This is a genomic window from Simplicispira piscis, from assembly GCF_054783455.1.
Window position 1 is genome coordinate 34,746 of the sequence record NZ_BAAGQN010000006.1, and the last position, 25,541, is coordinate 60,286.

Annotated in this window: 28 protein-coding genes; 9 read left to right on the forward strand and 19 right to left on the reverse strand. The window is 63.1% G+C overall.

Annotated elements, in window-relative coordinates; all coding sequences use genetic code 11:
- Positions 1 to 137: 137 nt before the first annotated feature.
- A complete protein-coding gene (locus ACYVOC_RS02340) occupies positions 138 to 2,822 on the forward strand; it encodes an EAL domain-containing protein (protein ID WP_461160759.1) in 2,685 nt (894 codons plus the stop codon).
- Between the two features lie 222 nt (positions 2,823 to 3,044).
- Positions 3,045 to 3,383: a hypothetical protein gene (locus tag ACYVOC_RS02345; RefSeq protein WP_461160760.1), complete on the forward strand. Its 339-nt coding sequence runs from the start codon at positions 3,045 to 3,047 to the stop codon at positions 3,381 to 3,383.
- A gap of 6 nt (positions 3,384 to 3,389) precedes the next feature.
- On the opposite strand, the gene cutA is transcribed toward ACYVOC_RS02345, so the two are convergent.
- Complete coding sequence (gene cutA / locus ACYVOC_RS02350) at positions 3,390 to 3,728, reverse strand: divalent-cation tolerance protein CutA (protein ID WP_461160761.1); 339 nt, start codon at positions 3,726 to 3,728, stop codon at positions 3,390 to 3,392.
- Between the two features lie 221 nt (positions 3,729 to 3,949).
- Here cutA and rpoH point away from each other — a divergent pair, with 221 nt between their 5' ends.
- Complete coding sequence (rpoH, locus tag ACYVOC_RS02355; protein WP_461160762.1) at positions 3,950 to 4,885, forward strand: RNA polymerase sigma factor RpoH; 936 nt, start codon at positions 3,950 to 3,952, stop codon at positions 4,883 to 4,885.
- Positions 4,886 to 4,991: 106 nt separating this feature from the next.
- Here rpoH and ACYVOC_RS02360 read toward each other — a convergent pair whose 3' ends face one another.
- Complete coding sequence (locus ACYVOC_RS02360) at positions 4,992 to 5,459, reverse strand: AsnC family transcriptional regulator (protein WP_116004660.1); 468 nt, start codon at positions 5,457 to 5,459, stop codon at positions 4,992 to 4,994.
- Between the two features lie 130 nt (positions 5,460 to 5,589).
- Between ACYVOC_RS02360 and ACYVOC_RS02365 the strand changes: the two genes are divergently transcribed.
- On the forward strand, positions 5,590 to 6,891 hold the full coding sequence (locus ACYVOC_RS02365) for a D-amino acid dehydrogenase (RefSeq protein WP_461160763.1): 1,302 nt from the start codon (positions 5,590 to 5,592) through the stop codon (positions 6,889 to 6,891).
- A gap of 1 nt (position 6,892) precedes the next feature.
- Here the strand turns inward: ACYVOC_RS02365 and ACYVOC_RS02370 are convergent, their stop codons facing one another.
- Genes ACYVOC_RS02370 through ACYVOC_RS02390 form a run of 5 tightly spaced genes read right to left on the reverse strand, consistent with a single transcriptional unit; the run spans position 6,893 to position 11,034 of the window.
- On the reverse strand, positions 6,893 to 7,504 hold the full coding sequence (locus tag ACYVOC_RS02370) for an SCO family protein (protein WP_116004662.1): 612 nt from the start codon (positions 7,502 to 7,504) through the stop codon (positions 6,893 to 6,895).
- Between the two features lie 6 nt (positions 7,505 to 7,510).
- On the reverse strand, positions 7,511 to 8,407 hold the full coding sequence (gene cyoE, locus ACYVOC_RS02375) for a heme o synthase (RefSeq protein WP_461160764.1): 897 nt from the start codon (positions 8,405 to 8,407) through the stop codon (positions 7,511 to 7,513).
- Entirely contained in the window at positions 8,404 to 9,621 is a 1,218-nt protein-coding gene (locus ACYVOC_RS02380; RefSeq protein ID WP_461160765.1) for a COX15/CtaA family protein, read from the reverse strand. The genes cyoE and ACYVOC_RS02380 overlap by 4 nt, the downstream gene beginning before the upstream one ends.
- Positions 9,618 to 10,325 (reverse strand): hypothetical protein, encoded by a 708-nt coding sequence (locus ACYVOC_RS02385; protein ID WP_461160766.1) that lies wholly within the window; start codon positions 10,323 to 10,325, stop codon positions 9,618 to 9,620. The genes ACYVOC_RS02380 and ACYVOC_RS02385 overlap by 4 nt, the downstream gene beginning before the upstream one ends.
- Positions 10,270 to 11,034, reverse strand: coding sequence for an SURF1 family protein (locus ACYVOC_RS02390; RefSeq protein ID WP_370453672.1), 765 nt, complete (start codon positions 11,032 to 11,034; stop codon positions 10,270 to 10,272). The genes ACYVOC_RS02385 and ACYVOC_RS02390 overlap by 56 nt, the downstream gene beginning before the upstream one ends.
- A 15-nt stretch (positions 11,035 to 11,049) precedes the next feature.
- Here ACYVOC_RS02390 and ACYVOC_RS02395 point away from each other — a divergent pair, with 15 nt between their 5' ends.
- Positions 11,050 to 11,271: a twin transmembrane helix small protein gene (locus tag ACYVOC_RS02395; RefSeq protein ID WP_199562992.1), complete on the forward strand. Its 222-nt coding sequence runs from the start codon at positions 11,050 to 11,052 to the stop codon at positions 11,269 to 11,271.
- Between the two features lie 69 nt (positions 11,272 to 11,340).
- On the opposite strand, the gene ACYVOC_RS02400 is transcribed toward ACYVOC_RS02395, so the two are convergent.
- The 7 genes from ACYVOC_RS02400 to ACYVOC_RS02430 all read right to left on the reverse strand — a co-directional run bounded on the left by ACYVOC_RS02400 (position 11,341) and on the right by ACYVOC_RS02430 (position 17,352).
- A complete protein-coding gene (locus tag ACYVOC_RS02400) occupies positions 11,341 to 12,222 on the reverse strand; it encodes a cytochrome c oxidase subunit 3 (protein ID WP_116004667.1) in 882 nt (293 codons plus the stop codon).
- A 58-nt stretch (positions 12,223 to 12,280) separates the two neighbouring features.
- Positions 12,281 to 12,511 carry a DUF2970 domain-containing protein gene (locus ACYVOC_RS02405; protein WP_116004668.1) on the reverse strand — a complete coding sequence of 77 codons (231 nt, stop codon included), beginning with the start codon at positions 12,509 to 12,511 and terminating at the stop codon, positions 12,281 to 12,283.
- Entirely contained in the window at positions 12,508 to 13,137 is a 630-nt protein-coding gene (locus ACYVOC_RS02410) for a cytochrome c oxidase assembly protein (protein ID WP_116004669.1), read from the reverse strand. The genes ACYVOC_RS02405 and ACYVOC_RS02410 overlap by 4 nt, the downstream gene beginning before the upstream one ends.
- Positions 13,138 to 13,146: 9 nt before the next feature.
- The gene (locus ACYVOC_RS02415) at positions 13,147 to 13,260 is read right to left on the reverse strand and encodes a cytochrome oxidase small assembly protein (protein WP_233521152.1); all 114 of its coding nucleotides are present in this window, start codon (positions 13,258 to 13,260) and stop codon (positions 13,147 to 13,149) included.
- An 11-nt stretch (positions 13,261 to 13,271) separates the two neighbouring features.
- Positions 13,272 to 14,903, reverse strand: a complete 1,632-nt coding sequence (gene ctaD, locus ACYVOC_RS02420; protein WP_116006126.1) for a cytochrome c oxidase subunit I — start codon at positions 14,901 to 14,903, stop codon at positions 13,272 to 13,274.
- 32 nt (positions 14,904 to 14,935) lie between these two features.
- A complete protein-coding gene (gene coxB, locus ACYVOC_RS02425) occupies positions 14,936 to 16,105 on the reverse strand; it encodes a cytochrome c oxidase subunit II (protein ID WP_461160767.1) in 1,170 nt (389 codons plus the stop codon).
- A gap of 356 nt (positions 16,106 to 16,461) precedes the next feature.
- Entirely contained in the window at positions 16,462 to 17,352 is an 891-nt protein-coding gene (locus ACYVOC_RS02430) for a biotin synthase (protein WP_461160768.1), read from the reverse strand.
- A gap of 47 nt (positions 17,353 to 17,399) precedes the next feature.
- Here ACYVOC_RS02430 and ACYVOC_RS02435 point away from each other — a divergent pair, with 47 nt between their 5' ends.
- A complete protein-coding gene (locus tag ACYVOC_RS02435; protein WP_116004672.1) occupies positions 17,400 to 18,125 on the forward strand; it encodes a ComF family protein in 726 nt (241 codons plus the stop codon).
- A 49-nt stretch (positions 18,126 to 18,174) separates the two neighbouring features.
- A complete protein-coding gene (locus tag ACYVOC_RS02440; protein ID WP_461160769.1) occupies positions 18,175 to 18,663 on the forward strand; it encodes a tRNA (cytidine(34)-2'-O)-methyltransferase in 489 nt (162 codons plus the stop codon).
- A 3-nt stretch (positions 18,664 to 18,666) separates the two neighbouring features.
- Here ACYVOC_RS02440 and ACYVOC_RS02445 read toward each other — a convergent pair whose 3' ends face one another.
- The 4 genes from ACYVOC_RS02445 to ACYVOC_RS02460 all read right to left on the reverse strand — a co-directional run bounded on the left by ACYVOC_RS02445 (position 18,667) and on the right by ACYVOC_RS02460 (position 21,693).
- A complete protein-coding gene (locus tag ACYVOC_RS02445) occupies positions 18,667 to 19,596 on the reverse strand; it encodes a LysR family transcriptional regulator (RefSeq protein ID WP_116004674.1) in 930 nt (309 codons plus the stop codon).
- A 227-nt stretch (positions 19,597 to 19,823) separates the two neighbouring features.
- Positions 19,824 to 20,288 (reverse strand): MaoC family dehydratase, encoded by a 465-nt coding sequence (locus ACYVOC_RS02450; protein ID WP_116004675.1) that lies wholly within the window; start codon positions 20,286 to 20,288, stop codon positions 19,824 to 19,826.
- 60 nt (positions 20,289 to 20,348) lie between these two features.
- On the reverse strand, positions 20,349 to 20,966 hold the full coding sequence (locus ACYVOC_RS02455; protein WP_461160770.1) for a nucleotide-binding protein: 618 nt from the start codon (positions 20,964 to 20,966) through the stop codon (positions 20,349 to 20,351).
- Positions 20,967 to 21,054: 88 nt separating this feature from the next.
- Entirely contained in the window at positions 21,055 to 21,693 is a 639-nt protein-coding gene (locus tag ACYVOC_RS02460) for a LysE family transporter (RefSeq protein ID WP_116004677.1), read from the reverse strand.
- Positions 21,694 to 21,815: 122 nt separating this feature from the next.
- Between ACYVOC_RS02460 and kefC the strand changes: the two genes are divergently transcribed.
- Positions 21,816 to 23,723, forward strand: coding sequence for a glutathione-regulated potassium-efflux system protein KefC (gene kefC, locus ACYVOC_RS02465; protein WP_461160771.1), 1,908 nt, complete (start codon positions 21,816 to 21,818; stop codon positions 23,721 to 23,723).
- A gap of 85 nt (positions 23,724 to 23,808) precedes the next feature.
- Here the strand turns inward: kefC and pcaF are convergent, their stop codons facing one another.
- On the reverse strand, positions 23,809 to 25,011 hold the full coding sequence (pcaF, locus tag ACYVOC_RS02470; protein WP_461160772.1) for a 3-oxoadipyl-CoA thiolase: 1,203 nt from the start codon (positions 25,009 to 25,011) through the stop codon (positions 23,809 to 23,811).
- A gap of 77 nt (positions 25,012 to 25,088) precedes the next feature.
- Between pcaF and ACYVOC_RS02475 the strand changes: the two genes are divergently transcribed.
- On the forward strand, positions 25,089 to 25,523 hold the full coding sequence (locus ACYVOC_RS02475) for a DUF1841 family protein (RefSeq protein WP_461160773.1): 435 nt from the start codon (positions 25,089 to 25,091) through the stop codon (positions 25,521 to 25,523).
- Positions 25,524 to 25,541 lie beyond the last annotated feature (18 nt).

Sequence of the window (25,541 nt, forward strand, 5' to 3'; positions counted from 1 at the left end):
ACCTGGAAACCTTCAACGCCCGCGAATTCGCCCAGGCACTGCTGGGCTGATCCAGAAGCGACCAAGCGCCGGGGTGCGGCGGTCAACCAATGGGTTGGCTGCGTTTACTCACAGCAATAGATGGCGGATGATGCGCCATGGTTCTGCAACTGACCGAAGGTGTCGCCATGCTGCTGGCACTGTGCTTTTTGCACGGCGCGAACATGCGTGCGCTGAAAAATTGGCCCTGGCTGGGTCAGATCTTTTCAGGGTTGTTGTTTGGCAGCGTATGCGTGTTGGGCATGCTCAACCCGGTGACACTGGCGCCAGGAGTCTTCTTTGATGCGCGCTCCGTGATCTTGAGCATGGCCGGTTTGTTTGGCGGCCCTTTGGTGGCGGCCCTGTCGACACTGATCGCCATGGCCTGGCGCCTGTGGGCCGGAGGCACCGGGGCGCTTGTGGGGGTCATGGTGATCATGTTGTCCACACTGCTCGGCCTGGGATACCGCATGGCCCGTGCACGGGGGCGGCTGGATGTACAGCCCCTGACGCTCATGGCCTTTGGCCTGGTGCTGCACCTGGGGGTACTGGGGCTGTTTCAGTGGCTTGCGCCGGATATGGTGCAGCACATCAACGCCACGCTGGCCCTGCCATTGCTGCTGGTGTTCACCCCTGCCACGGCCTTGCTGGGCATCTTGCTACGCGATGTGGAGAACCGCCAGGCCACTGAGCGGGCACTGATCGACAGCTCGGCCCGCCTGCGCGCCATTGCCACGGCCCTGCCTGATGTGCTGCTGGTGATCGATGCACAGGGCCGCTACATCGATGTGCTGTCTTCCAACGATGCCCCGCTGCTGATACCGGCCTCCCAATTGTTGGGCAAGCTGGTGCACGAATTGCTGCCTGCAGCGCAGGCCGACCGGTTCCTCACGCTGATCCGCAAAACACTGCGCAGCGGCCAGACGGAAACCTTCTCATACCAGATGCACACCTTGTCGGGTCAGCGCCATTTCGAGGGGCGCGCCCGCCCGCTGGGTACGGTGGTCAACGGGCAGGCCACGGTGGTTTTTTTGGCCCGCGACATCACTGAGCGCCTGGCGGCAGAGAGCGCGCTGCGCGAATCCGAACTGCGTTTTCGTTCCCTGCTACGCGATATTCCATCCATTTCCGTGCAGGGCTATCTGGCGGATGGCACCACCACCTACTGGAACAAGGCCTCCGAAAATCTGTATGGCTACACCGAACAGGAGGCGCTGGGCCAGAACCTGGTGGATCTGATCGTCCCTGCTGAAATGCACGAGCCGGTACGCCGAGACATAGCGGCCATGTTCACCGCCGGAACCCCCATCCCCCCAGGCGAACTGCGTCTGCGGCACAAGGACGGTACGCCCGTGGAAGTGTTCTCCAGCCACGCCCGCATCGACGTACCCGGCCAGGCGCCCGAGTTGTTCTGTATCGACATCGACATCTCGGGCCGCAAGGCAGCCGAGGAAGAGGCGCGCTACCTGGCTTTTTATGACGCACTGACCCGCCTGCCCAACCGGCGCCTGCTGGTCGACCGGCTGCAGCAGGTGATGGCCAGCAGCGCGCGCACCGGACTCAACGCGGCGGTGCTTTTTCTGGACCTGGACAACTTCAAAACCCTGAATGACAGCCGGGGCCATGACGTCGGCGACCTGCTGCTGATCGAGGTGGCTGGGCGCCTGCGCAGCGCCGTACGTGAACAGGACACTGTGGCCCGGCTGGGTGGGGACGAGTTTGTGCTCGTGCTGCAAAACCTGGACGCCGAAGCCACCGAAGCCGCCGCCCAGGTGCGCACCGTGAGCGAACAGGTGCTGACGCGGCTGCGGCTGTCCTACCTGCTGCAAGGCCATGAACACCACATGACTGCGAGCATCGGCGCCACCTTGTTGCGCCAGCCGCATGCCTCGGTCGATGAAGTGCTTAAGCAGGCCGACCTGGCCATGTACCGCGCCAAGAACGCAGGCCGCAACACCCTGCGCTTTTTTGACCCCGATATGCAGGAAGCCGTCAACCAACGTGCCCTGCTAGAGACTGAAATGCATACCGGTCTGCGCCTTGAGCAGTTCCTGTTGCTCTACCAGCCCCAGGTGGACGGCAATGGCCGCGTCACGGGCGCCGAAGTACTCGTGCGCTGGGTGCACCCCGTCAAGGGCATGGTATCGCCAGGCGTGTTCATCCCCCTGGCAGAAGAAACAGGCCTCATCCTGCCCTTGGGCCACTGGGTATTGGAAACCACCCTGCGCCAGCAGGCACGCTGGCGCGAAGACACACGGTTCGCACACCTGAACCTGGCCATCAACGTGAGCGCGCGCCAGTTCCGCCAGGACGACTTTGTGCCGCAGTTGCTGCAACTGCTGGCGCAAACAGGCGCCAACCCGGCACGTATCAAGCTGGAACTCACCGAGACGCTGCTGCTGGAAGACGTGGACAGTGTGATCGCCACCATGCTTGCGCTCAAGCAGCACGGCCTGGGCTTCTCGCTGGACGACTTTGGAACGGGTTATTCATCGCTGAGCTACCTCAAACGCCTGCCGCTGGACCAGATCAAAATCGACCAGGGCTTTGTGCGCGACGTGCTGCACGACCCCAAGGATGCTGCCATCGCCCACGCCATCATTGCCCTGGCCGGTCGACTGGGCTTGGCCGTGATCGCCGAAGGCGTGGAAACCGCAGAACACCACCGCTTTCTGCAGGAGCATGGCTGCCCGGCCTTCCAGGGCTACTTCTTTGGTCGGCCAGAACCGCTGGAGGCTTTCGAGCAGAGGGTACTGGTAGGCTCAATCGGTCGCAGCGCTCAAGTTCTGCCGCAACCGGACTGATAACCCTCCATCCATGCCATGGAGGGTGTCCCATGAAAATCGCCTCTTCGGCCCTGCACCTGCACGCACAACACTGCGCCACCCGCGCCACCACACCCGCAGACTCCCAAGAGAACCTGAAGCCCCGCCTGGCCATGGTGCGCGACCTGATCGAGCGCATGACTGGTGTGCTCGCCCAAATCAGCACCCTGCAGGCCGAACCGGCACCCGCTGCCACGGAGTTTGCCTCTGCCAGCCCATCCGCAAGCCGCGCGCAGTGCCGGTTTTGGCCTAATGGTCGAGCAGCACACACGGGTGGAAGAATCGGAACACACCCCATTCGCTGCCGAAGGCGTTGTACGTACCGCCGACGGGCAGGAAATCCGTTTCACCCTGCAGCTGGATATGCAGCGCACCCACCGCGAGGAAACCTGGAGCAGCCTGCACCTGGCCTCGGCCGACAGCCCCTTTGCCCTGCGCGGCGAACACAGCAGCGCCTTGAGCGCCGTGCGCTCGACCAGCATTTATCTGCGCGAAGACGGCAGCGCAGGCACCGTGCAACAGATTGACCTGGCGGTCTGACGCGCTTCAGGAGACCGTCTGAATCTCCTGTCGCACCCAGTCGGCATATTCCGCCGTGGCCCGCAGCGGCTGCACCACCAGCTCAGGCAATGCGTAGGGATGCTGCGCCCGCAACAAACCCAGCAGCGTCGGCACGGCCACAAGCAGGGTCTTGCACACCAGACGGTGCTCGCTTTCTTCATGCAGCGTGCCCTTCCAGTGGTAGTGCGAGGCGATCACCTCAATCTGCACACAGGCGGCCAGGCGCTGCTGCAGCACGGCCTGCGCCAGACGCCGGGCCTCTTGCGCGGTGGCCACCGTGGTTGTGACGGCGCTCAGTTCAGCGCAAGCCTCCAGCAGTTTCATACAGTTCTCCTTGGGTAGGCTGCCCCGGTTCCTCATGGAACAAAGAAATCACGGTATCGAGCTATAATTTTTATAGCTACCAGCGCTTACCCATTAAGCGTTAAAAGCCATTTTCACTCAAAATTCGTAAAACCTACACCCCAGCCCCCAGGGGAACTTCGGGTTTAGCAGTCCCTCGAAGAGAGTGCTAATATGATGATATTGAGGAAAGGAATTCTAGAATGACCATTCAATCTGGATCCGCAACGACGGCCCTGGCCCCTGCCAACCCCTGGGCGCTGGTGCCGCCGCTGGGCAATCTGGACGCCTACATTTCAGCGGTCAACCGCCTGCCGCTGCTGACCCCTGAAGAAGAGCAGTCGGCCGCACGTGCCTTGCGCAACGACAACGATCTGGATGCCGCCGGTAAGTTGGTGATGTCGCACCTGCGCCTGGTGGTTTCGATCTCGCGCCAGTATTTGGGCTACGGGCTGCCGCACGGCGACTTGATCCAGGAAGGCAACATTGGTCTGATGAAGGCGGTCAAGCGCTTCGACCCGGATCAAGGCGTGCGTCTGGTCAGCTACGCCATGCATTGGATCAAAGCCGAGATCCACGAATACATCCTGAAGAACTGGCGCATGGTCAAGGTGGCCACCACCAAGGCCCAGCGCAAGTTGTTTTTCAACCTGCGCTCGATGAAACAGGGCTTCAAGGCCGATGTTGACGCCAACGACACGCACCGCAATACGCTGTCCGAGCATGAAATCGACCTGGTGGCAGCGCAGCTCAAGGTCAAGCGCGAAGAAGTCATGGAGATGGAGACGCGCATGTCGGGCGGCGATGTGCTACTGGATCCCGCACCTTCGGACGATGGTGAGCAGGCCTTTGGCCCCATTGCCTACCTGGCCGATGTCGCGCACGAGCCCACGTCCATGATCGAGTCGCGCCAGCGTGACGAACTGGCCACCGACGGCATTGCCACGGCCCTCTCCAGCCTGGATGAACGCAGCCGCCGCATCGTGGAAGAGCGCTGGCTCAAGGTCAACGACGATGGTTCGGGCGGCATGACGCTGCACGAACTGGCAGCGGTTTACAGCGTGAGCGCCGAACGCATCCGCCAAATCGAGGTGGCGGCCATGAAGAAAATGAAGAAAAGCCTGGCTGAATACGCCTGACCGCCTTGTAATCACCTTCAAAAGGCGCGCACCCTCCCAGGTTGCGCGCTTCTTTTTTGGAAAATCGGGGGTTCTGGATGCCGATCCACCCACGGGGCTGCAGCACTCAACGGTCCACGGGCAGGACCTGGCTTTCCTTGACCTCTTCCATCACCACGTAGCTGTGGGACTGGGCGGTGACAGGCAGCTTCTTCAGCATATCGCCCAGCAGGTGGCGATACTCGCTCATGCCACCCAGCCGCGCCTTGACCAAATAATCGAAGCTCCCCGACACCAAGTGGCACTCCATGACCTCGGGCAGGTGCAGCAGCTCCTGGCGCACCTTGTCGAACACGTCGCCCGACTTGGATGAGAGCGTGATCTCGACAAACACCAGCAGCGTCTTGCCGAGCGCCGCCGGGTCCACCTTCGCGTGGTACCCGGTGATGACTTTTTCACGCTCCATGCGCCGCACCCGCTCGGAACACGGCGAGGTGGACAAGCCCACCTGCTCGGCCAGCTCGGTCATGGAAATACGGCCCTGGCGCTGCAGGATGTCGAGGATTTTTCGGTCGATACGATCGAGTTCGGTCATTTGAAGGGCGTGGTGGCAAAAACGCAGTCAATTTCAGCTGAAATTCTCGTATATCCATTCATATTAAGTGAAATTTACTGCATTCAAATCCATAAACTCCCTATAAATCTTGTTGACATTGGAGTGCGCGATGAAAGTCATAGTTTTGGGTGGCGGCGTGATCGGCACCACGACTGCGTATTACCTGGCCCGCGCCGGCGCCGAAGTGGTGCTGCTCGACCGCCAGAGTGGCCCTGCGCAAGAAACCAGCTTCGCCAACGCTGGCCAGGTATCTCCCGGCTATTCAACGCCCTGGGCCGCGCCCGGCATTCCCTTCAAGGCCATGAAGTGGATGTTCCAGAAGCACGCCCCGCTCTCGATCCGGCCCGACGGCAGCCTGTTCCAGCTGCGCTGGATGGCCGCCATGCTGAAAAACTGCTCGGCCGACCGCTACGCAGTCAACAAGGAACGCATGATGCGCGTGGCCGAATACAGCCGCACCTGCCTGCGCCAGTTGCGCGCGGACACCGGCATCGCCTACGAGCACCGCAGCCAGGGCACCTTGCAGCTGTTTCGCACGCAGGCCCAGCTCGATGCCGTACAGCGCGATGTCGCGGTGCTGCAGGAATGCGGCGTACCCTACGAACTGCTGGACCGCGACCAGCTCGCCTCGGTAGAACCTGCACTGGCGCAGGCGCGCGACCGCCTCACCGGCGGCCTGCGCCTGCCCAACGACGAAACCGGCGACTGCCACATGTTCACGCAAAAGCTGACCGAGCTGGCGCGTGGCCTGGGGGTCGATTTCCGTTTCGACCAATCGGTCGACGGCCTGCTCCACGACGGTGACCGCATCACCGGGGTGCGCGTGGGCGGCCAGGTGTTGACGGCCGACCGCTATGTGCTGGCGTTCGGCAGCTATTCGCGCGGCTTTCTGGAGCCGCTGGGGCTCAAGCTGCCGGTCTATCCGGTCAAGGGCTATTCACTGACGGTGCCGCTGCTCAACCCGGCGCTGGCGCCGCAATCGACCGTACTCGACGAGACCTACAAAGTAGCGGTCACGCGCTTCGACGACCGTATTCGCGTGGGTGGCATGGCCGAGCTGGCGGGGTTTGACCTCTCGCTCAATCCGCGTCGGCGCGCGACGCTGGAGATGGTGGTGAGCGACCTGTTCCCTGGCGGCGACCTGCCCAAGGCGGAGTTCTGGACGGGCCTGCGCCCCATGACACCCGACAGCACGCCGATTGTCGGCGCCACGCCCTACGCCAACCTGCTGCTCAACACCGGCCACGGCACCCTGGGCTGGACCATGGCATGCGGCTCAGGCAAGCTGGTAGCTGACTTGGCTATGGGCCATACGCCAGAAATCCGCACCGATGGGCTGGCTTTGTCGCGCTACCTGGCACCTGCCCGCACCCGCTCAGCCGCCCCCCACTCGGCGGGCGCTGCGGCCTGATTTACTTCGCCTCGTCCAGCAAGGTGCGCACGTCAGCGGCGAGTGCCTCGACACCGCTGCCGTAGCGGTAGTAGACGCGCAGCCGCCCCTGTGTGTCGTAGATGTAGCTGCCGGCCGAGTGGTCCATGGTGTAGCTGGTGGGCGTTTTGCCATCGACCTTCTTGTAATAGATCTTGAAGTCCTTGGCGACGGCAGCCGTCTGCTCGGGCGTGCCGCGCAGGGCCAAAAAGCTTGGATCGAAATTGCCCATGTAGGCCTTGAGCATGTCCGCCGTATCGCGCTCGGGGTCGACCGTGACAAAAATCGCCTGCAGACGATCGCCATCCTTGCCCAGCATGCGCTTGACCTCGGCCATTTCCTGCATGGTGGTCGGGCACACATCGGGGCACTGGGTGTAGCCAAAGAAAACCACCACCACCTTGCCGCTGAAGTCCTTAATGCTGCGCTGCTGCCCGTTGTGGTCGGGGAGCGGGAAGTCACGCGCATAGTCCACCTCGGAGATGTCCACGCCGCGGAACTCGGGCTTACCTTTAGAGCAAGCGGTTAACATGCCTCCAGCGCTTACCAGTAGAGCGCAAGCAGCTATCGTTTTAAGAGTATTGCGTTTCAGCATGGAACCTCACAGAACATAGTGATCGATCAGTAGCGCCGCAAACAGCAGGCTCAGGTGAATAAGGGAAAAACGGAAGGTTTTGCGGGCCAGCGCATCCGAGTAGTTGCGCCACAGCGCAAAACCATAGGCGCAAAAACCGCCGCTGAGCAGCACTGCCGCTGCCAGATAGATCCACGAACTCATGCCGTAAACAAAGGGCATCAGGCAACCGGCAAAAAGAACCAGGGTGTAGAGAAACACCTGCAGCCGCGTGAAGGCATTGCCATGCGTCACAGGCAGCATCGGCAGGCCCGACTTGCGGTACTCCTCCACGCGGTAAAGGGCCAAGGCCCAAAAGTGAGGCGGCGTCCACAGGAAAATAATCAGGAACAGGATCAGCGCCTCCGGGCCCACATTGCCCGTCATGGACGCCCAGCCCAGCACCGGCGGCATGGCGCCTGAGGCGCCGCCGATCACGATGTTCTGCGGCGTGTTGGGTTTGAGCAGCAGGGTGTAGATCACCGCATAGCCCACGAAGGTGGCAAAGGTCAGCCACATCGTGATGGGGTTGACCCAGACCAGCAAGATGGCCGAACCCGCCACACACAACACGGCCGAGAAGACCAGCGCCTGCATATCCGACAGCTGTCCCTTGGCCGTGGGGCGCCAGGCGGTGCGTTTCATCTTGGCATCAATGGTTTTTTCCACCAGGCAATTAAACGCAGCTGCAGCACCCGCGACCAGCCAGATGCCCGCACTGGCTGCCAGCATGCGCAGCAGCTCATTGCCCGACGGCAGGCCCGGCACGGCCAGCACCATGCCAATCAGCGCGCAAAACACGATCAGCTGCACCACGCGCGGCTTGGTCAGCTGGTAGTACTGCACCAGACGCGACGATGCAGGAAGAGACGCAGCGATGCTCATGCCTTGGCTCCTGTGGCACCCACCGGGGTGCGTTGTACACGGTCGACTCCTCGCGCCAGCACCGTGCTGGAATCCAGCGCCCAGGTCAGCACCACCACCAGCGCAGCAGCGCCGCCCGTGTGCAGCACGGCAGCCACCAGCGGCCAGTCCAGCACCACGTTGCTTAAACCGGTCAGCAATTGCAAGGCGGCCAGGCCCAGCAGCCAGCGCGCCTGCACAACCCGCTGCCGCCCATGGGCTGGCGTGCCGTCAGCCTGCGGGCCTGGGCTGCGCAGGCGCCAGGCCAGCAGCACCAGCACGGCCAGCACGGCATAGGCAAAAAGCCGGTGCACGTAGTGGATAGCTGTCAGCGCGGCAAAGCCGATATGGCTGCCATCCTTGAGCAGGCCCAGGGGTCGCCACACCTCAAAAGCCTGGGAAAAATCCATCTCGGGCCACCAGCTTCCCTGGCAAGCGGGAAAGGTGGTACACGCCAGCACCGCATAGTTGGTGCTCACCCAACCGCCCAGTACCACCTGTGCTGACACCAGCAGCAAAGCCAGCCACAGCAAGAAGCGCAGGCCCGGGGCCACCGGTGCAGGCCCTACACCCGCAGTGGCGCGGGTGTAACGCACGGCCTGCACGCACAGCAGCGCCAGCAACACCAGCCCTCCTATCAAATGCAAGGTAACGATCGCGGGAAACAGCTTCATGGTCACGGTCAGGGCGCCAAACGCGCCTTGCAGGCACACCCATGCCAGCGTCACCGTGGGCCACCAGGGGCTCAAGGCTTCATCGCCCGTTGGGGCGGCAGCGCTACGGACCCGGCGGCGCTCGCGCCAGGCGGCCACGGTCAAGACGATGATCAACACACCCACACCGGTGGCCAGGTAACGGTGCACCATTTCCACCCAGGCTTTGCCGTGTGTCACCGGCCCGGTGGGCATGGCCTGCTGCGCCGCCGAAATTTCACTGTGCGCCCCCAGCGGGCTGGCGTTGCCATAGCAGCCGGGCCAGTCGGGGCAACCCAGACCAGAGTCGGTCAGGCGCGTGAAGGAGCCAAACATCACCAGATCGAACGTCAGAAACAGCGTGAGTACCGTCAGGGCCTGCAAACGCCGCCCCCGGGAAGATCCACGGCTGCGCCACCACACCCACGCCAAGGGTCCCAGGGCAATCACGGTCCCCAGCAGCATCAAGCGCAGGAGCGGCGAGAGATCGTAGAGATCGGTCATTTCAATTCCATGCGACCGGCAGTATCCCAGGAGGCCGAAGCCCGCAGCAGGCGCTCCAGATCCCGCTTGGCCTTGGCGGCGGCAGCCGTGTCCAGGCCTGGGGGGAATCGCATCATCCAGTTGCCCATGGGATCCACCACATACAGGTGATCAGACAATGCATGGCCCGCCTCGGGCTCCAGCCACTGCGCCAGTGCCGTCGCATCCACGCGCAGCACCGTGGCCTCCTTCAGCCCCGGCTGGATCGTGTCGGGCAACGGCGCCCCATCGGTCACCAGCCACACCCAGTCCAGTCGATCCTTGTCCTTGCCCAGGCTCTCGCGCATCTGGCGCTGCAGATAGAGTTGCTTCTGGCAGGGCTCGCCGCACCCGGCAGGCGCCACGCTCACCAACAGCCACTGGTCCCGCAGGGCGCGCAGGCTGCCACCGTGGCCATCCAGCGCGGTTGTGGCCAGATCGGGCATAGGCCGCTGGGGCTGTACCAGCGTGCCGAAATTGCGCCGGCCTTCAGGCCGCACCACGTAGTAGGTGAAATACGACGCCACCACGGGCGATACGCACACCAGCAACAGCAGCAGCAGCTTCCAGCGGGCGCGGCGGCGTGTTTTCTGCGCAGCCCCGCCGGTGCCTGCCGGGGGCGTGGCGGCATCAGGGCGTTGTGTTGCGGGGGCGGATGAAGCGTCGGACAAGTTGAAACCAGACATAAAGAATCGCAATCAGGCTGCAAAGCCCGAACCATTGGAATGCGTAGCCGTAGTTCTTTTCCACACCGGCACGAGCCTGTGGCCATTGGCGCAGCAAGCCCTCATTTTCGGCATCTGTTTGCAAAACGGAGACATCCGCCAGCGGCAACCCTGTTTCGGACTTGAACGCATCCAGGTCGAGATTTTGCCGGATACGGGAAGACCCCTCCGCCTGGTGGCCCCCTTCGAGCTCTAGCAGGCGTGTCGGAGGTGCTGCAATACGCCCAGTCAGCTCCACCAAGCCTTCAGGCGTGGCCACGGGAGGCAAAGCGGTACGGTCTTGAAAATTGCGCGGCACCCAGCCACGCTGCACCAGGATGGCGGCCGGACTGTGCTCAGGCTGCAGCGGCGTGACCACGATGAACCCTTGCCGCCCCTGCATTTGCCGATTGTCCAGAAACACCGTGTTGCGCGCCACCCAGTGCCCGCGCAACACCACCCGGCGATGCAATGCCTCCGCCGTACCGGATGCCACCATTTGTTCGAAGGCGTCGGCCTCCAGGGGCGGCAGGTGAATGCGGGCATCGATGACCGCTTGCAAAGCCTCTTTCTGGGCTGCGCGGTCGAGCTGCCAGCGCCCTAACGCTGCCGTGGCGGCCATGGTGGCCACGGCAGCAGCCGTGACCAGCCAGAAGCGGGAATCGAGGCGCACACGGCGCGGCGCAGTCACTGGATAATGTCCCCCATGATCATTCTGGTGATACTTGTATTTTTGGCCATTCTCGCCAGCCTTGGTGCCGCGCTGTTCTTCATGATGCGCGCTGGCAAGGATAACCAGGCCAGCGGCCGCCGTATGGCCGGGGCGCTGGCTTGGCGGGTAGGCCTTTCCATATTCTTGTTTGTCTGTCTTCTGTTGGCATGGAAGCTCGGCTACATCCAGCCCACGGGGCTGCCCGCAAGCCGCTGACGCCAGAGCCCACCATCCGCCAGAAAAAAAGGCGCCTTGCGGCGCCTTTTTTGCCTGCGAACCGGCCTGTTACATCCAGTAGACCAGCAAATACAGGCCCAGCCAGACCACGTCAACGAAGTGCCAATACCAGGCGGCTCCTTCGAAACCGAAATGGTGCTCAGCAGTGAAATGGCCCTTCTGCAGCCGCAGCGTGATGACCAGCAGCATCAGCATGCCCAGAAACACGTGGAAACCATGGAAACCCGTCAGCATGAAGAAGGTGGAGCCAAACACACCCGACGTCATCTTGAGGTTCAGATCGGTGTAGAGGTGATAGTACTCATAGCCTTGAACGCACAGGAACGTGACACCCAGCAGCACCGTGATCCACATGAAAGCGATGGTCTTGCCGCGCAGGTTCTCGCGCAGCGCATGGTGGGCGATGGTGAGCGTCACCCCCGAGGTCAGCAGCAGGGCCGTGTTGATGGTCGGCAACCAGAAGGGGCCGACGGTCTGGAACGGCTCGACAATACCGGCGGGCGAACCCGTGGCACCAGCGGCCATGCTGGGCCAGACGGCCTTGAAGTCGGGCCAGAGAATGGCATTGTCCAAGCTCCCGAGGGCAGGCACCGAGTGGGCACGTGCCCACCACAAGGCCGTGAAGAAGGCGCCGAAGAACATCACCTCCGAAAAGATGAACCAGCTCATGCTCCAGCGGTACGAAAGGTCAATCTTGCGGCTGTACAGACCGCCTTCGCTTTCTTGCGCTGCATCACGGAACCACTGGTACAGCACGAACAGCCACCAGGCCAGTCCCAGGAACAGCGAATACTGCCCCCAGTCTTGTCCATTAATCCATTGGCTGGCGCCCAGGATCACGAAAAACAGCCCTATCGCCGCCATGATGGGATGGCGCGACTCTGCGGGAACGTAGTAGTACGGGGTTGCGCCGTGGGTTGTTGCACTCATTTCAGCTCCTGACTCTCAGTTTCTTTGTTATTCGTTCCATGGGCATGGGCCAAAGGGCTCAGACTATTAATTTCACTGCCACGATCAAAAAAGCCACCAGCGCGAAGATGGCAATCAGCCCGACCGCGATGATGTGCAGTGGATTGATGCGTTCCAGATCGTTCCGGTATTCACTGTCCTTGCGCAGCCCAATTAGGGACCAGGCGACCGCTTTCATGGTGCGCAACAGGGAACCCTTGCGCAGCACTTCGCCCTGCGGGTTATCGTTGTTCGCATCGCTGTGGTTCATGTACCTGCGGCCTCCAGCGCCATCAAGGGTGCGGGCGGCACAGCCGCTGCCGTGGTGGGCGCCGCGGGCGTCTTGCCGCCCACCTCGAAGAAGGTGTAGGACAGCGTGATCGTGGTGACATCCTTGGACAGCCGCGGATCGATCACGAAGGCCACTGGCCACTCGCGCTTTTCACCAGGTTCCAGCGTGTACTGGTTGAAGCAGAAGCACTCCAATTTCGTGAAGTGCGCTGCAGCCTGGCGCGGCGCGTAACTGGGGATGGCCTGGGCAGCCATGCGCCGGTTCTGCACATTCTGGAATTCATACATGACAGTGGTCAGCTCGCCCGGGTGCACCTGAATCGAGCGCGTCGCGGGTTTGAACTCCCAGGGGCCACGCGCATTGGCGTCGAATTCAACCGTAATGGTGCGGCTCTTGTCGACCTGCGTATTCAGCCCACGCCGCGCATCCGGCCCTGCTTGGCCATTGCCAGGCACCTGGCGCTCGGACAGCGAGAGGATGTTGATCCCCGTGGCTTCACAGATGCGCTGATAAATCGGGATCAGCGCATAGCCAAAGGCGAACATGCCCACCGTTATCACGGCCAGCTTGCCCACCATCCTGGCATTTTCGCGGCGTCGGTTCATGGCCCGTGCTCAGTGGCTCAGCACAATCATCTTGGCCATGAAACCTACGAAGAAGGTGGCGGCCACCGAGGCCAGCACCAGCGCCATGCGCAGGTTGGATTTTTTCTGTTCTACAGTCGTCATGGCTTTGCTCCTCAACCAATGATGCGGGTCGCCGTGGCGTCCAGCTTGGGCGGGTTCACAAAGGTGTGGAAGGGTGCGGGCGAAGGCACTTCCCACTCCAGCCCTTCGGCGCCATCCCAGGGCTTCGAGGGGGCTTTGGCGCCCTTGCCACGCATGGCCGGCAACACCACGAACAAGAAGAAATAGACCTGAGCAAATCCGAAAGCAAAGCCTCCGATGCTGGCGAGCATATTGAAGTCAGCAAACTGCATCGGGTAGTCGGCATAACGACGTGGCATGCCCGCCAGGCCCAGGAAGTGCATGGGGAAAAACGTGATGTTGAACGAAATCATCGACCACCAGAAGTGAATCTGGCCGCGCGTTTCGGAATACATCACGCCGGTCCACTTGGGCAGCCAGTAGTAGGCGCCTGCAAACATGGCAAACAGCGAACCCGCCACCAGAACATAGTGGAAATGCGCCACCACGTAGTAGGTGTCCTGCAGTTGGATGTCGATCGGGGCCATCGCCAGGATCAGACCCGTGAAACCCCCGATGGTGAACACGAAGATGAAACCCACCGAAAACAGCATGGGCGTCTCGAAGGTCATCGAGCCTCGCCACATGGTGGCCACCCAGTTGAAAATCTTTACCGCCGTGGGCACCGAAATCAGCATGGTGGCGTACATGAAGAACAACTGTCCGGTCACCGGCATGCCAGTGGTGAACATGTGGTGCGCCCACACAATGAACGAAAGAATGGCGATCGACGAGGTCGCATACACCATGGAGGCGTAGCCAAACAGCTTCTTGCGTGCAAACGCGGGAACGATCTGGCTGATGATGCCGAAGGCCGGCAAGATCATGATGTAGACCTCGGGGTGACCGAAGAACCAGAAGATGTGCTGGTACATCACCGGGTCACCGCCGCCCGCGGGGTTGAAGAAGCTGGTGCCAAAGTGGCGATCCGTCAGGGTCATGGTGATGGCGCCAGCCAGCACAGGCATCACGGCGATCAGCAGGTACGCCGTAATCAGCCAGGTCCAGCAGAACATGGGCATCTTCATCAACGTCATGCCGGGTGCCCGCATATTCAGGACGGTGACGATGATATTGATAGAACCCATGATGGACGATGCACCCAGAATGTGCATGGCAAAAATACCGGCATCCATCGACGGACCCATCTGCAGCGTCAGCGGTGCATACAGCGTCCAACCGGCAGCCGGCGCACCGCCGGGCATGAAGAACGAGCCCACCAACAGCAGCGCGGCGGGAATCATCAGCCAGAAGCTGAAGTTGTTCATGCGCGCAAAAGCCATGTCCGATGCGCCAATTTGCAGCGGAATCATCCAGTTCGCAAAACCCACAAAGGCCGGCATGATGGCACCGAACACCATGATCAGGCCGTGCATGGTGGTGAGCTGGTTGAACAACTCCGGATTGACGAGCTGCAGGCCCGGCTGGAACAGCTCAGCGCGGATCATCAGCGCAAGCACACCGCCCACCATCAGCATGGTGAACGAGAACAGCAAATACAGCGTGCCAATGTCCTTGTGGTTGGTAGCAAACAGCCAGCGGCGCCAGCCACTGGGTGCTGCGTGGTGGTGGTCATCGTGGTCGTGGCCGCCTGCGTGTGCGGGGTGGTCGAGAACTGCGCTCATATTGGATTCCTCAATGCTCTTTTCAACGCGGATCACTTGCCGCGCTGGGCCACGATTTCAGCAGGCTGCACGAGCTGGCCCGTCTTGTTCGACCATGCGTTCTTGGTATAGCTGATCACTGCGGCCAGATCCGTGTCGCTCAATTGCTTCCATGACGGCATGACACCATTGGCAGCCCCGTGCAACACGGTCTGAATCTGGAGTACATGGTTAGCGTCTTTCACGATGGCAGAGCCATCGAGCGCCTTGATGGAACCGGCGCCCTTGCCGTTAGCCTGGTGGCAAGCCGCGCAGTTGGATGCATAGACCTTCTCGCCACGCTTGACGAGATCGTCCAGCGCCCAGACGCGCGAGGGATCGTCCCGCTTGGCTTCAACCTTCTTCATCTCGGTCTGAACCCACTGCGAGTAGTCCTGCGCGGACAGCACCTTCACATGGATGGGCATGTAGGCATGCTCCTTGCCGCACAACTCGGCGCACTGACCGTAGTAATCGCCCACCTGATCCGCACGGAACCAGGTATCGCGCACAAAACCGGGGATGGCGTCCTGCTTGATGCCAAACGCGGGCACCATGAAGGAATGGATCACGTCGTTGGCCGTGGTGATGATGCGAATCTTCTGCCCCACGGGCACCACCAGCGGGTTGTCCACCTTCAGCAGGTAGTCCACGGGTGCATTGGTCACGTCGCCGCTGTTGGACATGGCGCGGTGGCTGCTGTCGAGCGTGGAAATAAAGGACAAGCCCTCGCCCTCGCCCTTGAGGTAGTCGTAGCCCCATTTCCACTGGTAGCCGGTGGTCTTGATGGTGAGGTCTGCGTTGGTGGTGTCTTTTTGCGCCACCAGCACCTTGGTGGCAGGCAAGGCCATGGCGATCACAATGATGAACGGAATCACCGTCCAGACCACTTCCACTGTCACAGACTCATGGAAGTTGGCTGCCTTGGCACCCTGCGACTTGCGGTGCTTCCACATGGAATAAAACATCACAGCGAAAACGCCGATGAAGATCACCGTACAGATGATGAGCATCATCCAGTGCAGAAAATGCTGCTCTTCGGCGATGCGCGTGACCGGAGGATGCAGATTGAGCTGATTAACGGCAGGGCCACCCGGCAGATCGGACACGGCATGCGCCACGCCTCCCATCCAGGCGGCAGCCAACCACAGCACAGAGGCCAGCTTGCGGGGAATGCTCTTCATGGTTCTCACTTGTTTCAGCCTCTCAAATCGATTTCCAGTACCGCTTGTGCGGGACCGCGCTACCGGCTCGCCCCTGCCTGCGGCACGATCTTCGTGCGACAGCACACCGGCAGCCTGCACCGGAATGGATGGGGCCAGAGAAGTTCGTGAGCGGCGCGGCGCAGCAACGGCCCACGCTTGGCGCGCACACCATTGCGGCACAGCCCCAGAGGCTGGCGCAGTCTCCCCACAAGTTCCCCTGCTGGCATTCGGGGCGATTGTAGCGCGCCTTGTTTTAAATCAGAGCTTGGCGCAAATCATCGGCCGCGATCGGGGCGATTTGCGACAAATCATTGACAAGCCGTAACCAACTTGTTCTATGGTGCTGATTTGCGCAGCATGGCACGCATATCCTGCAGGGACACTGCGCTGTGCTCTGCGACAGGTATCCGAGGCGCGGGCTTGAAGGCGTGGCCATAGACGATCTCGAAGGTCAGCCCCAAACCCTCACCCGGCCGCTGCAGGTGCTCCTCCAGCGCCTCCAGCAGACGTGCATGCCAATGGCGCCCGCGCAGTCCAGCAAAGCGCTGCGGGTGCAAGTTGGCTCCCAGCTCCTGCAATTCCTGCAGCAAGCGTTGCGCTGTAGGAAAAGTGAGCGTGATGCGCTCCATGTCCATGACCGGCTCGGCAAAACCCGCTTCAATAAGCATGTCGCCCCAATCGTGCATGTCGGTAAACGCATGGCCCGGTGCAGGCCAGCCCATAGCGGCGTAGACGGCCCGCAGTTCGCGCAGCGAATCGGGCCCCAGGCACGAGAACATCAGGTAGCCATCGACGGCCAGGGCATGGTGCCACTGCGCTATCAAGGCTTGGGGATCGGGCGCCATGTGCAACGCCATGTTGGCCCAGAGCATCTGCACCGCCCCCTGCGCAGGGCGTCCAAAGTGCACCGGCCCGCCTCTCCAGCGCGCAGCAGTCCACCAAGACTGTGCCAGGGCCTTGGCAGCCTGCGCCTGCAAGGGTGGCGATGTTTCCACCACGTGGCACGGGGCTTGCGGATAGCGCTGGCGCACCAGCGCATGGGCCTCCAGACCGCCGCGCACGGCGTCCCAGTGGCACCACGCCGCAGGGGCTTCACGGATCCATTGGAGGCGTCCTTCCATACGACGCGCCACCTCCTCGTGCAGCCAGGGGGAATGCGCGGGGGCTGCCGCATGCCAGCGCGCGGCGGCAATAGGATCGATGGTGGGGGGGCACTCTGACGGCATGGTACGGGGCTCTGCAGACTGGAAAAACCGCATATATTGACAGCATCATGCTGAGCCACATCGCATCAGGGCTTTCCGCCAGAGCGGGGCGCTGGGCAGCACTCCTGCCCAGCCAATGCGCCGTGTGCCATTCCTGGCCCACGCGGCGCGTGTGTGATGCCTGCGCCGCACGCTTTGCCCAGCCGCGCCGCCGCTGCACCACCTGCGCCATTCCTTTGCCATCCGGCGGGCCGCAATGCGGCGCCTGCCTGCGGCAGGCACCAGCGCTAAACGCCTGTATTGCCGCTGTGGATTACAGCTACCCCTGGGCCGACATCGTGGCCGAATTCAAGTTCCACGGTGATCCCGGCTGGGCTAGCAGCCTGGCCGCACTGCTGCGCAGCACTCCCTGGGCAGAGCCCGCCCTGGACGCCGCGCAGTTGGTACTGCCGGTGCCCTTGTCTCGCCAACGGCTGCAAGAACGTGGTTTCAACCAGTCGCTTTTGTTGGCCCGGCAGTTGGCTCCCCACAAGACCGACAGCACGCTGCTACTGCGCCTGCACGACACGGTGGCACAAAAAGGCCTGCCACGTACGCAACGCCTGCACAACCTTCGTGGCGCTTTTGCTGTGGAACCGCTGCGCACCACCCAGGTGCAAGGCCAGCGCATCGTGCTGGTGGACGATGTGATGACCACCGGCGCCACCCTGGAAGCCGCCGCCCAGGCCCTGCTCCAGGCGGGCGCAGCTTCAGTGGCGGGCCTGGTGCTCGCGCGCACCGAAGCACCCCTTTGATACGACTGCTTACCCCACTGGCTCCATATTCCAAACGAAAATACGCGCCATGTTCCACATCGTCCTGGTCGAGCCCGAAATCCCCCCCAACACGGGCAATGTGATTCGCCTGGCCGCCAACACCGGGTGCACACTGCACCTGATTGAGCCGCTGGGGTTTTCCATGGAAGACCGTCTCATGCGCCGCGCCGGGCTGGACTACCACGAGTACACGCAGGTGCTGCGCCATCCCGGCTGGACGGCCTTTTTGCGCACGGCGCAGCCCGACCCGCTGCGCATGTACGCCCTCACCACCCACGGCACGCAAACCGTGCACGATGCCTGCTTTTTGCCCGGTGACTGGCTGGTATTTGGCGCTGAAACGCGGGGCCTGCCGCCCGAACTGCGCGAAACCTTTGCGCCGGCGCAGCGCCTGCGTTTGCCCATGGTGCCGGACCAACGCAGCCTGAACCTCTCCAACGCCGTGGCCGTGACAGTGTTCGAGGCCTGGCGACAAAACAGCTTTGCAATCGCGCCCATGCCAGTCCCTCAAGCCTGAGCTTTACCCGCCCTGCTGCGCTACTACCGCCTGGGGCACCTGCTCGCTGACAAAATCCAGAAAAACCTTGGTGCGCGCAGGCAGCATGCGGCGCGAGGGCAGCGCCGCATACACTGTGTAACGCGAATAGATCCACTGGGGCAGCACATGGATCAGCGCACCGCTGGCCAGAAAAGGGGCCGCCAGCAATTGCGCGACCACGGTGACGCCCACACCATCCAGCGCTGCGCGCAGCAGCAGCTCGGTACTGACCGACTGGAGCACCACGGGCGCATCCACTTCCCGGGCAGGCCCATCACCCTCCAGCGGCTGCAGACGCAAACGGCGCCCGGTATGGGCGCGCACGGCCTGACCCGAATCGCGCAGATAGTGGTGCTGCGCCAGGTCCTCGGGCTCCTGCGGGACGCCCATGCGCTGCAAGTAATCGGGCGAGGCCACCACAATAGCCTCGCCCTGGAACAGGGTGCGCGCCACCACGTTGCCGTCAAAACCTTCCGGTACCACCATGAAGGTGACATCGAACTCATCGACCCGTGCGGCCACCAAATTGTCCGTCTCTATGTCGAGCAGCAGACGCGGATAGCGCGCACGCCAGTGCACCATGCTCGGCGCCAGAAAGTAGGTGGCCAGTGTGGGCGGCGCCAGCACATGCACGGTGCCTTGCAGATCGCGGGTGCTAGCGGCGGTGACGGCCTCAGCATCCTCGATGTCGTGCAGGATGGCGCGCACCCGCTGCAAATAGGCATCGCCGGCATCGGTCAAAGCCAGCTTGCGGGTGGTGCGCTGCAGCAATCGCGTGCCCAAATGCTGTTCCAACTCAGCCACCATCCGCGTGACCACGGGGGGCGACATGTCCATGGCGCGGGCGGCAGCGGCAAAGCCGCCCTCGTCCACCACGCGGGCAAAGATCTTCATGGCTTGCAGGCGATCCATGGTTCAGCCCCCCCGCCCAGCACAGACCGGGCCTGAAGATGGTGCACTGCAATGCATCCACCTTCCAAGGCGATGCTTAGCACTCGCAGCCCGTGAGACTGGCATGGCCCAGGCCAGCGACCGCCGCGCAAGGGCCGCCCCGCCGCGCTGGCGGCGTCCCCCTTCCCGCATCGCGCAGCGAGGCGAGAGAAGGGGGAAGGTGCGAAGCACCTCAGGGGGATGGCACCTTATACCGCTGCACCGTAGCTGCGCGACAGCGACTCGGCCACGCAGGCAGGCTTGTCGCCGCCCTCGCGCTCCACCGTCACCAGCCAGTTCATCTGCATGCCATCGGGCGAAAGTGCCTCGGTGGACTGCAAGGTCAGCCGTGCACGCACCCGGCTGCCCACGGGCACGGGCGAGGTAAAGCGCACCCGATTGAGGCCGTAGTTGACCCCCATGCGCGCGCCCTCGATGGTGAGCGCTTCTTCGAAAAAACGCGGGATCAGCGACAGCGTGAGAAAGCCATGCGCGATGGGCGCGCCAAACGGCCCGGCCTTGGCACGCTCGGGGTCCACATGGATCCACTGGTGGTCGCCCGTGGCCTGCGCAAACAGGTTGACCTGCTCCTGCGTGATGGTGATCCAGTCGGTCACGGCGACCTCCTGGCCAACGCAGGCACTCACTTCGGAATAGGAATGGAAGGTTTTCATGGCCGCAATGTAGCCCCGCCTGCGGTGCTGCGATGTCTGCCGGGCGACAGCCCCGCGCGCTCAAGCGTCCAGCCATGTGCAGATGCCTTGCCATTGTTCGAGATCCCGCGCCACGCGGCCTGGTGCCAGGTCGAACAGCGTCAGCCCGTGTGCGGCCAGGTGGATGTAGTTTTGCGTATTGCGCAAATAGCCCAGCACCGGCAGGTCCAGGCTGTCCACAAACTGGTGCAACTGCTCGGCCGCACGGGTGCGTGCGTCCACCCGCATGCCCACAATGCCGACCTGCACCTCCCCAGCGCGGCGGTGCGTGGCCAGCTGGTCGAGAAACTCGCGCGTGGCAAAAATATCGAACACACTGGGCTGCAGCGGCACGATGACCTTGTCGGCCCGCTTGAGCACATCACTCAGGCGCCAGCCCTGCAGGCCAGCGGGTGTATCGAGCACTGCATGGCTGCTGCCTCGGGGCGGGGGCACGATGCGGTCGGCGCTGGCATCCCAGTTACCAATGGGCGGCGCAGCAGGCGGGCGCAGGCCCAGCCACAGGCGCGCGGACTCTTGGCGGTCCACATCGCCCAGCACTACCGCGCGGCCCTGGCTGGCCCAGTAACCTGCCACATGGGTTGCCAGCGTGGACTTGCCCACACCGCCCTTTGGATTGGCGACCACGACCACGGGCATGACGGTCTCCTTATTCCTAAAAAATTGAGCAAAATATACTTCTAACGCTTATTCATCAAGCGCTAGCAGCTATATTATCAATAGCAAATCAGGCATGCGCCCCGCCCCGCTTCACAAAAAACAGGCCGGCACCGACTGCCATCAGTACGCCGCCGAATACACGGTTCTGGTTGCGCATGGCACGCGGGCTTTGCATCATGCGGCGCAGGCTGCTGGCTCCCAGTGCGTAGCCGTGCATCACCGTCAGGTCGATCACCAGCGAAGTCACGGCCATGACGAGCAGCTGCATCCACAACGGGCGCGCATCCGTCATGAACTGTGGCAGCACGGCCACCATGAACACAATGCCCTTGGGGTTGGTGGCATTGGTCAGAAACCCGGTGGCAAAGCGCCGCTGCCAGGTCCCCGCGGGGGCCGTCACGCCGCCCTGCAGCGCATCACCCGTGCCTGCCCGCCACTGGCTCCAGCCGACGTAGATGAGGTAGCACGCGCCGAGCACCTTGACGGTGTTGAACGCCGTCTCCGACGCCAGCAGCAGCGAGCCCACGCCCGCACCGGCCACCAGCAGCAGCAAGAGCAAGCCCAGCTGCAGGCCCAGAATGGTGACGCTGGTGCGCCGCACGCCATACGACAGCCCGTGGCTCATGGCCAGTACCGCCCCCGAGCCGGGAGAAATGGCAATCACGCAGGTTGCCGCCACAAAGGCCAGCCAAGTATGCAAGTCCATGGAATCAATCGCAGAAAAGCGTGGATCGGGTCGGTATCTTATCGACACGCTGGCCCGAGCGGCGCGCGCGCTCTGCTGGTGCCAAAATCACCCATGCCCGTTCTTTGTCTGTAGCGAAACCCATGTCCCACGCGCCCGCCTGGCTGAACTACGCCTTTCTCTACCTGGCCGCCGCTGTGCTGACCGTGCCGGTGGCGCGCGCGCTGGGGCTGGGCGCCATCATTGGCTACCTTGCCGCCGGCATTGCCATCGGGCCCTGGGGGTTCGCTCTGGTGAACAATGTGCAAGACATCCTGCACTTTGCCGAGTTTGGCGTGGTGTTAATGCTGTTCCTCGTTGGGCTGGAGTTGCAGCCTGCGCGCCTGTGGAGCATGCGCAGGCCGATTTTTGGGCTCGGTACCGCGCAGGTACTGGGCTGCACGCTGCTGCTGTGCGCGGCGGCGCTGCTCGCCGGCCTGCCCTGGCGCGTAGCACTGGTGGGCAGCCTGGGGCTGGCGCTGTCGTCCACCGCCATTGCGCTGCAGTCGCTGGGCGAACGCAACCTGCTGCGTACCAGCAGTGGCGAATCAGCGTTTTCCATCTTGCTCTACCAGGACATTGCCGCCATCCCCATCCTGGCGCTCGTGGCGGTGCTGGGCACGGCCAGTGCAACGGGGGCGGCCCACACACCGGGCGCCGCGGCATTCGAAGCCCTCAAGATCGTCGGCGTGATCGCCGCCATCATCCTCGGTGGTCGCTTGCTGCTGCGCCCGTTGCTGCGCTGGATTGCGAGCAGCCGCACCCCCGAGATCTTTACCGCAGCAGCGCTGCTGCTGGTGGTCGGCATTGCCTACCTGATGGTGCTGGTCGGCCTGTCGATGGCGCTGGGGGCTTTTTTGGCCGGTGTGCTGCTGGCCGAGAGCGAGTTCCGGCGCGAGCTGGAGACCGATATCGAGCCTTTCAAGGGCCTGCTGCTGGGCCTGTTCTTCATTGCCGTGGGCATGAGCATCGACTTTGGCGCCATGCTGCGCGCGCCGCTTGTGGTGGCTTTGCTGCTCACCGGCTTTGTGGCGATCAAGAGCGTGGTGATTTATGCACTGGCGCGGGCCGTGAAAATTCCGTACCAGGAGCGCCCGGTGTTCACGCTGCTGCTGGCGCAGGGCGGGGAATTTGCCTTTGTGGTGTTCCAGGCCGCAGCGGGTGCAGGTGCGCTGCCGGGCGAGATGGCCTCGCTGCTGATCGGCGCCGTCGCACTGTCGATGCTGTGCACGCCGCTGCTCCTGCTGCTGATCGATCGCTTCGTGCTGCCGCGCTTTGCCGCCACGCTGCGCGCGCCTCCCGAAGGCGAGATCTCCGAGCCGCAAACGGCGCCGGTGCTGATTGCCGGGTTTGGCCGCTACGGGCAAATCGTGGCGCGCGTGCTGCTGGCCCAAGGCATTCCCGCCACGGTGCTGGACCACAGTGTCGATATTCTGGAAGTGGCGCGCACCTTTGGCTACCGCGTTTTTTATGGCGACGCCACGCGCCTGGACCTACTGCGCATGGCGGGTGCTGCCCAGGCACGCGTGCTGGTGCTGGCGGTCGATGCACCGAGCGCATCGCTCAAGATTGCGGCACTCGCGCGTGAGCATTTCCCGCACCTGAAGATCGTGGCGCGCGCCCGCGACCTCACGCACTGGAACGAACTGCGCGACCTGGGCGTCGAGCAGGTGCAGCGCGAGGTGTTTGAGTCCAGCCTGTTGAGCGCGCGCAGCGTGCTCGGGCACATGGGCCTGGAAGCCGCCGAGGCCGACGCTCTGCTGGTGCGCTTTCGCCAGCACAACATTGCACTGGCCGACCGCATGTACCCGCACCACAAGGACCAGGCCCGCATGATCGCGGTGGCCCGCGAAGGCCGCAGCCAACTGGCCGAGCAGTTGGCCAAGGAGCGGGAGGAGCGCAACCTGCGCCATGCGGCAGGCAGGGGGTACCCGGGCTATGGGAAAGATGCGGAGGCGATGACCCCAGCAGATGAGTCTCCACTCAATACTTCAAGCAAAAATGGCTTCTAACGCTTGATAGGCAAGCGCAAGCAGCTATTGTTTTGAGAGTACTAACCCACCCAAGCACCAGTGTGCGCGGTGGATGGGCAAGCGGTCACACCCGTTCCAGCAGCAGCGCAATCCCCTGCCCCACCCCGATACACATGGTGCACAGCGCGTAGCGCCCGCCCGTGGCATGCAGGCGGTTGACCGCCGTGGTCGCCAGGCGCGCACCGCTGGCCCCCAGCGGGTGGCCCAGCGCAATGGCACCGCCCCAGGCGTTGACGCGCTCGTCATCGTCCTGCAGGCCCAGCAAGCGCAGCACAGCCAGGCCTTGCGCAGCAAAGGCTTCGTTGAGTTCAATCACATCGATCTGTTCCAGGGCCATGCCGGTCTGCGCCAGCAGCTTCTGCGTAGCGGGAGCGGGGCCGATGCCCATGGTGCGCGGCGCCACGCCAGCCACCGCCATGCCAACAATGCGCGCACGCGGTGTCAAACCATGGTGCCGGGCAGCGCCTTCGCTGGCCAGCAGCAAGGCGCAGGCGCCGTCGTTCACGCCACTGGCATTGCCCGCCGTGACGGTGCCGTCAGGTCGCACGATGCCCCGCAGGCGGGCCAGGGCCTCCAGACTGGTTTCGCGGGGATGCTCGTCCTGGCTGAAGGTGACGGCATCGCCCTTTTTCTGCGCAAGGGTGACCGGAGTGATTTCGCGGGCGAAGTGGCCGGCCTGCTGGGCCGCTACCGCCTTGCACTGGCTGGCAAGGGCCATGCGGTCCTGGGCCGCGCGCTCGATGCCGTGCTCATGGGCCACATGTTCGGCCGTCTCGGGCATGGAATCCACGCCAAATTTTTCCTTCATCAGCGGGTTGATAAAGCGCCAGCCAATGGTGGTGTCGTAGACGGCGTTGTTGCGCGCGAAGGCTGCGTCCATCTTGGGCATGACGAAAGGGGCACGGCTCATGCTCTCCACGCCACCCGCAATCATCAAATCGGCCTCGCCCGCCTTGATCGCGCGCGCCGCGGTGCCGACCGCATCAAGCCCGGAGCCGCACAGGCGGTTGATGGTGGCGCCCGGCACCTGCAGCGGCAGACCCGCCAGCAAACTGGCCATGCGGGCCACGTTGCGGTTGTCTTCACCCGCCTGGTTGGCGCAGCCCAGCAGCACATCGGTGATGGCGGCCCAGTCCACGCGGGGGTTGCGTGCCATCAAGGCCTTAAGGGGGATGGCGCCGAGGTCATCGGCACGCACCCCGGAGAGCGCGCCACCATAACGGCCAAATGGCGTGCGCACGGCGTCGCAAATAAAGGCATGGGTCATGCAAGAGTCTCCTGTGCTGGGGCGCCACTGTATCCATACCGCAGGTGCACTGCTGCTGCATACGGGACAATCGCCCCATGTTCAATCCATCCCAGGCGGATGTCCGCCGCTTTTTTTGTGCCGCGCATGCCAAGGCGAACGCCCAGCAGCCCATGGAGGCCATCGAGACACTGGCCAGCCTGTGGATCGCCGAGCACCCCGAGTTCCATGCCGATTTGCAGGACGTAGACGCAGCCCTGGCGCGCAACTACGACGAAACCCCGGACCGGACCAACCCTTTCCTGCACCTGTCCATGCACCTGTCGATCAGCGAGCAGTGCAGCATCGACCAGCCGCGCGGCATCCGCCAGGCGGTAGAGCTGCTGGCCCGGCGGCTCGACTCGCTGCACGACGCGCACCACGCCACCATGGAATGCCTGGGCCAGATGCTATGGGAGAGCCAGCGCTCGGGCCGCCCGCCCGATGGCGATGCCTATATCGCCAGCGTGCAGCGTCGGGCCACGCAGGACTGACCGGACGCGGCAGGGCCC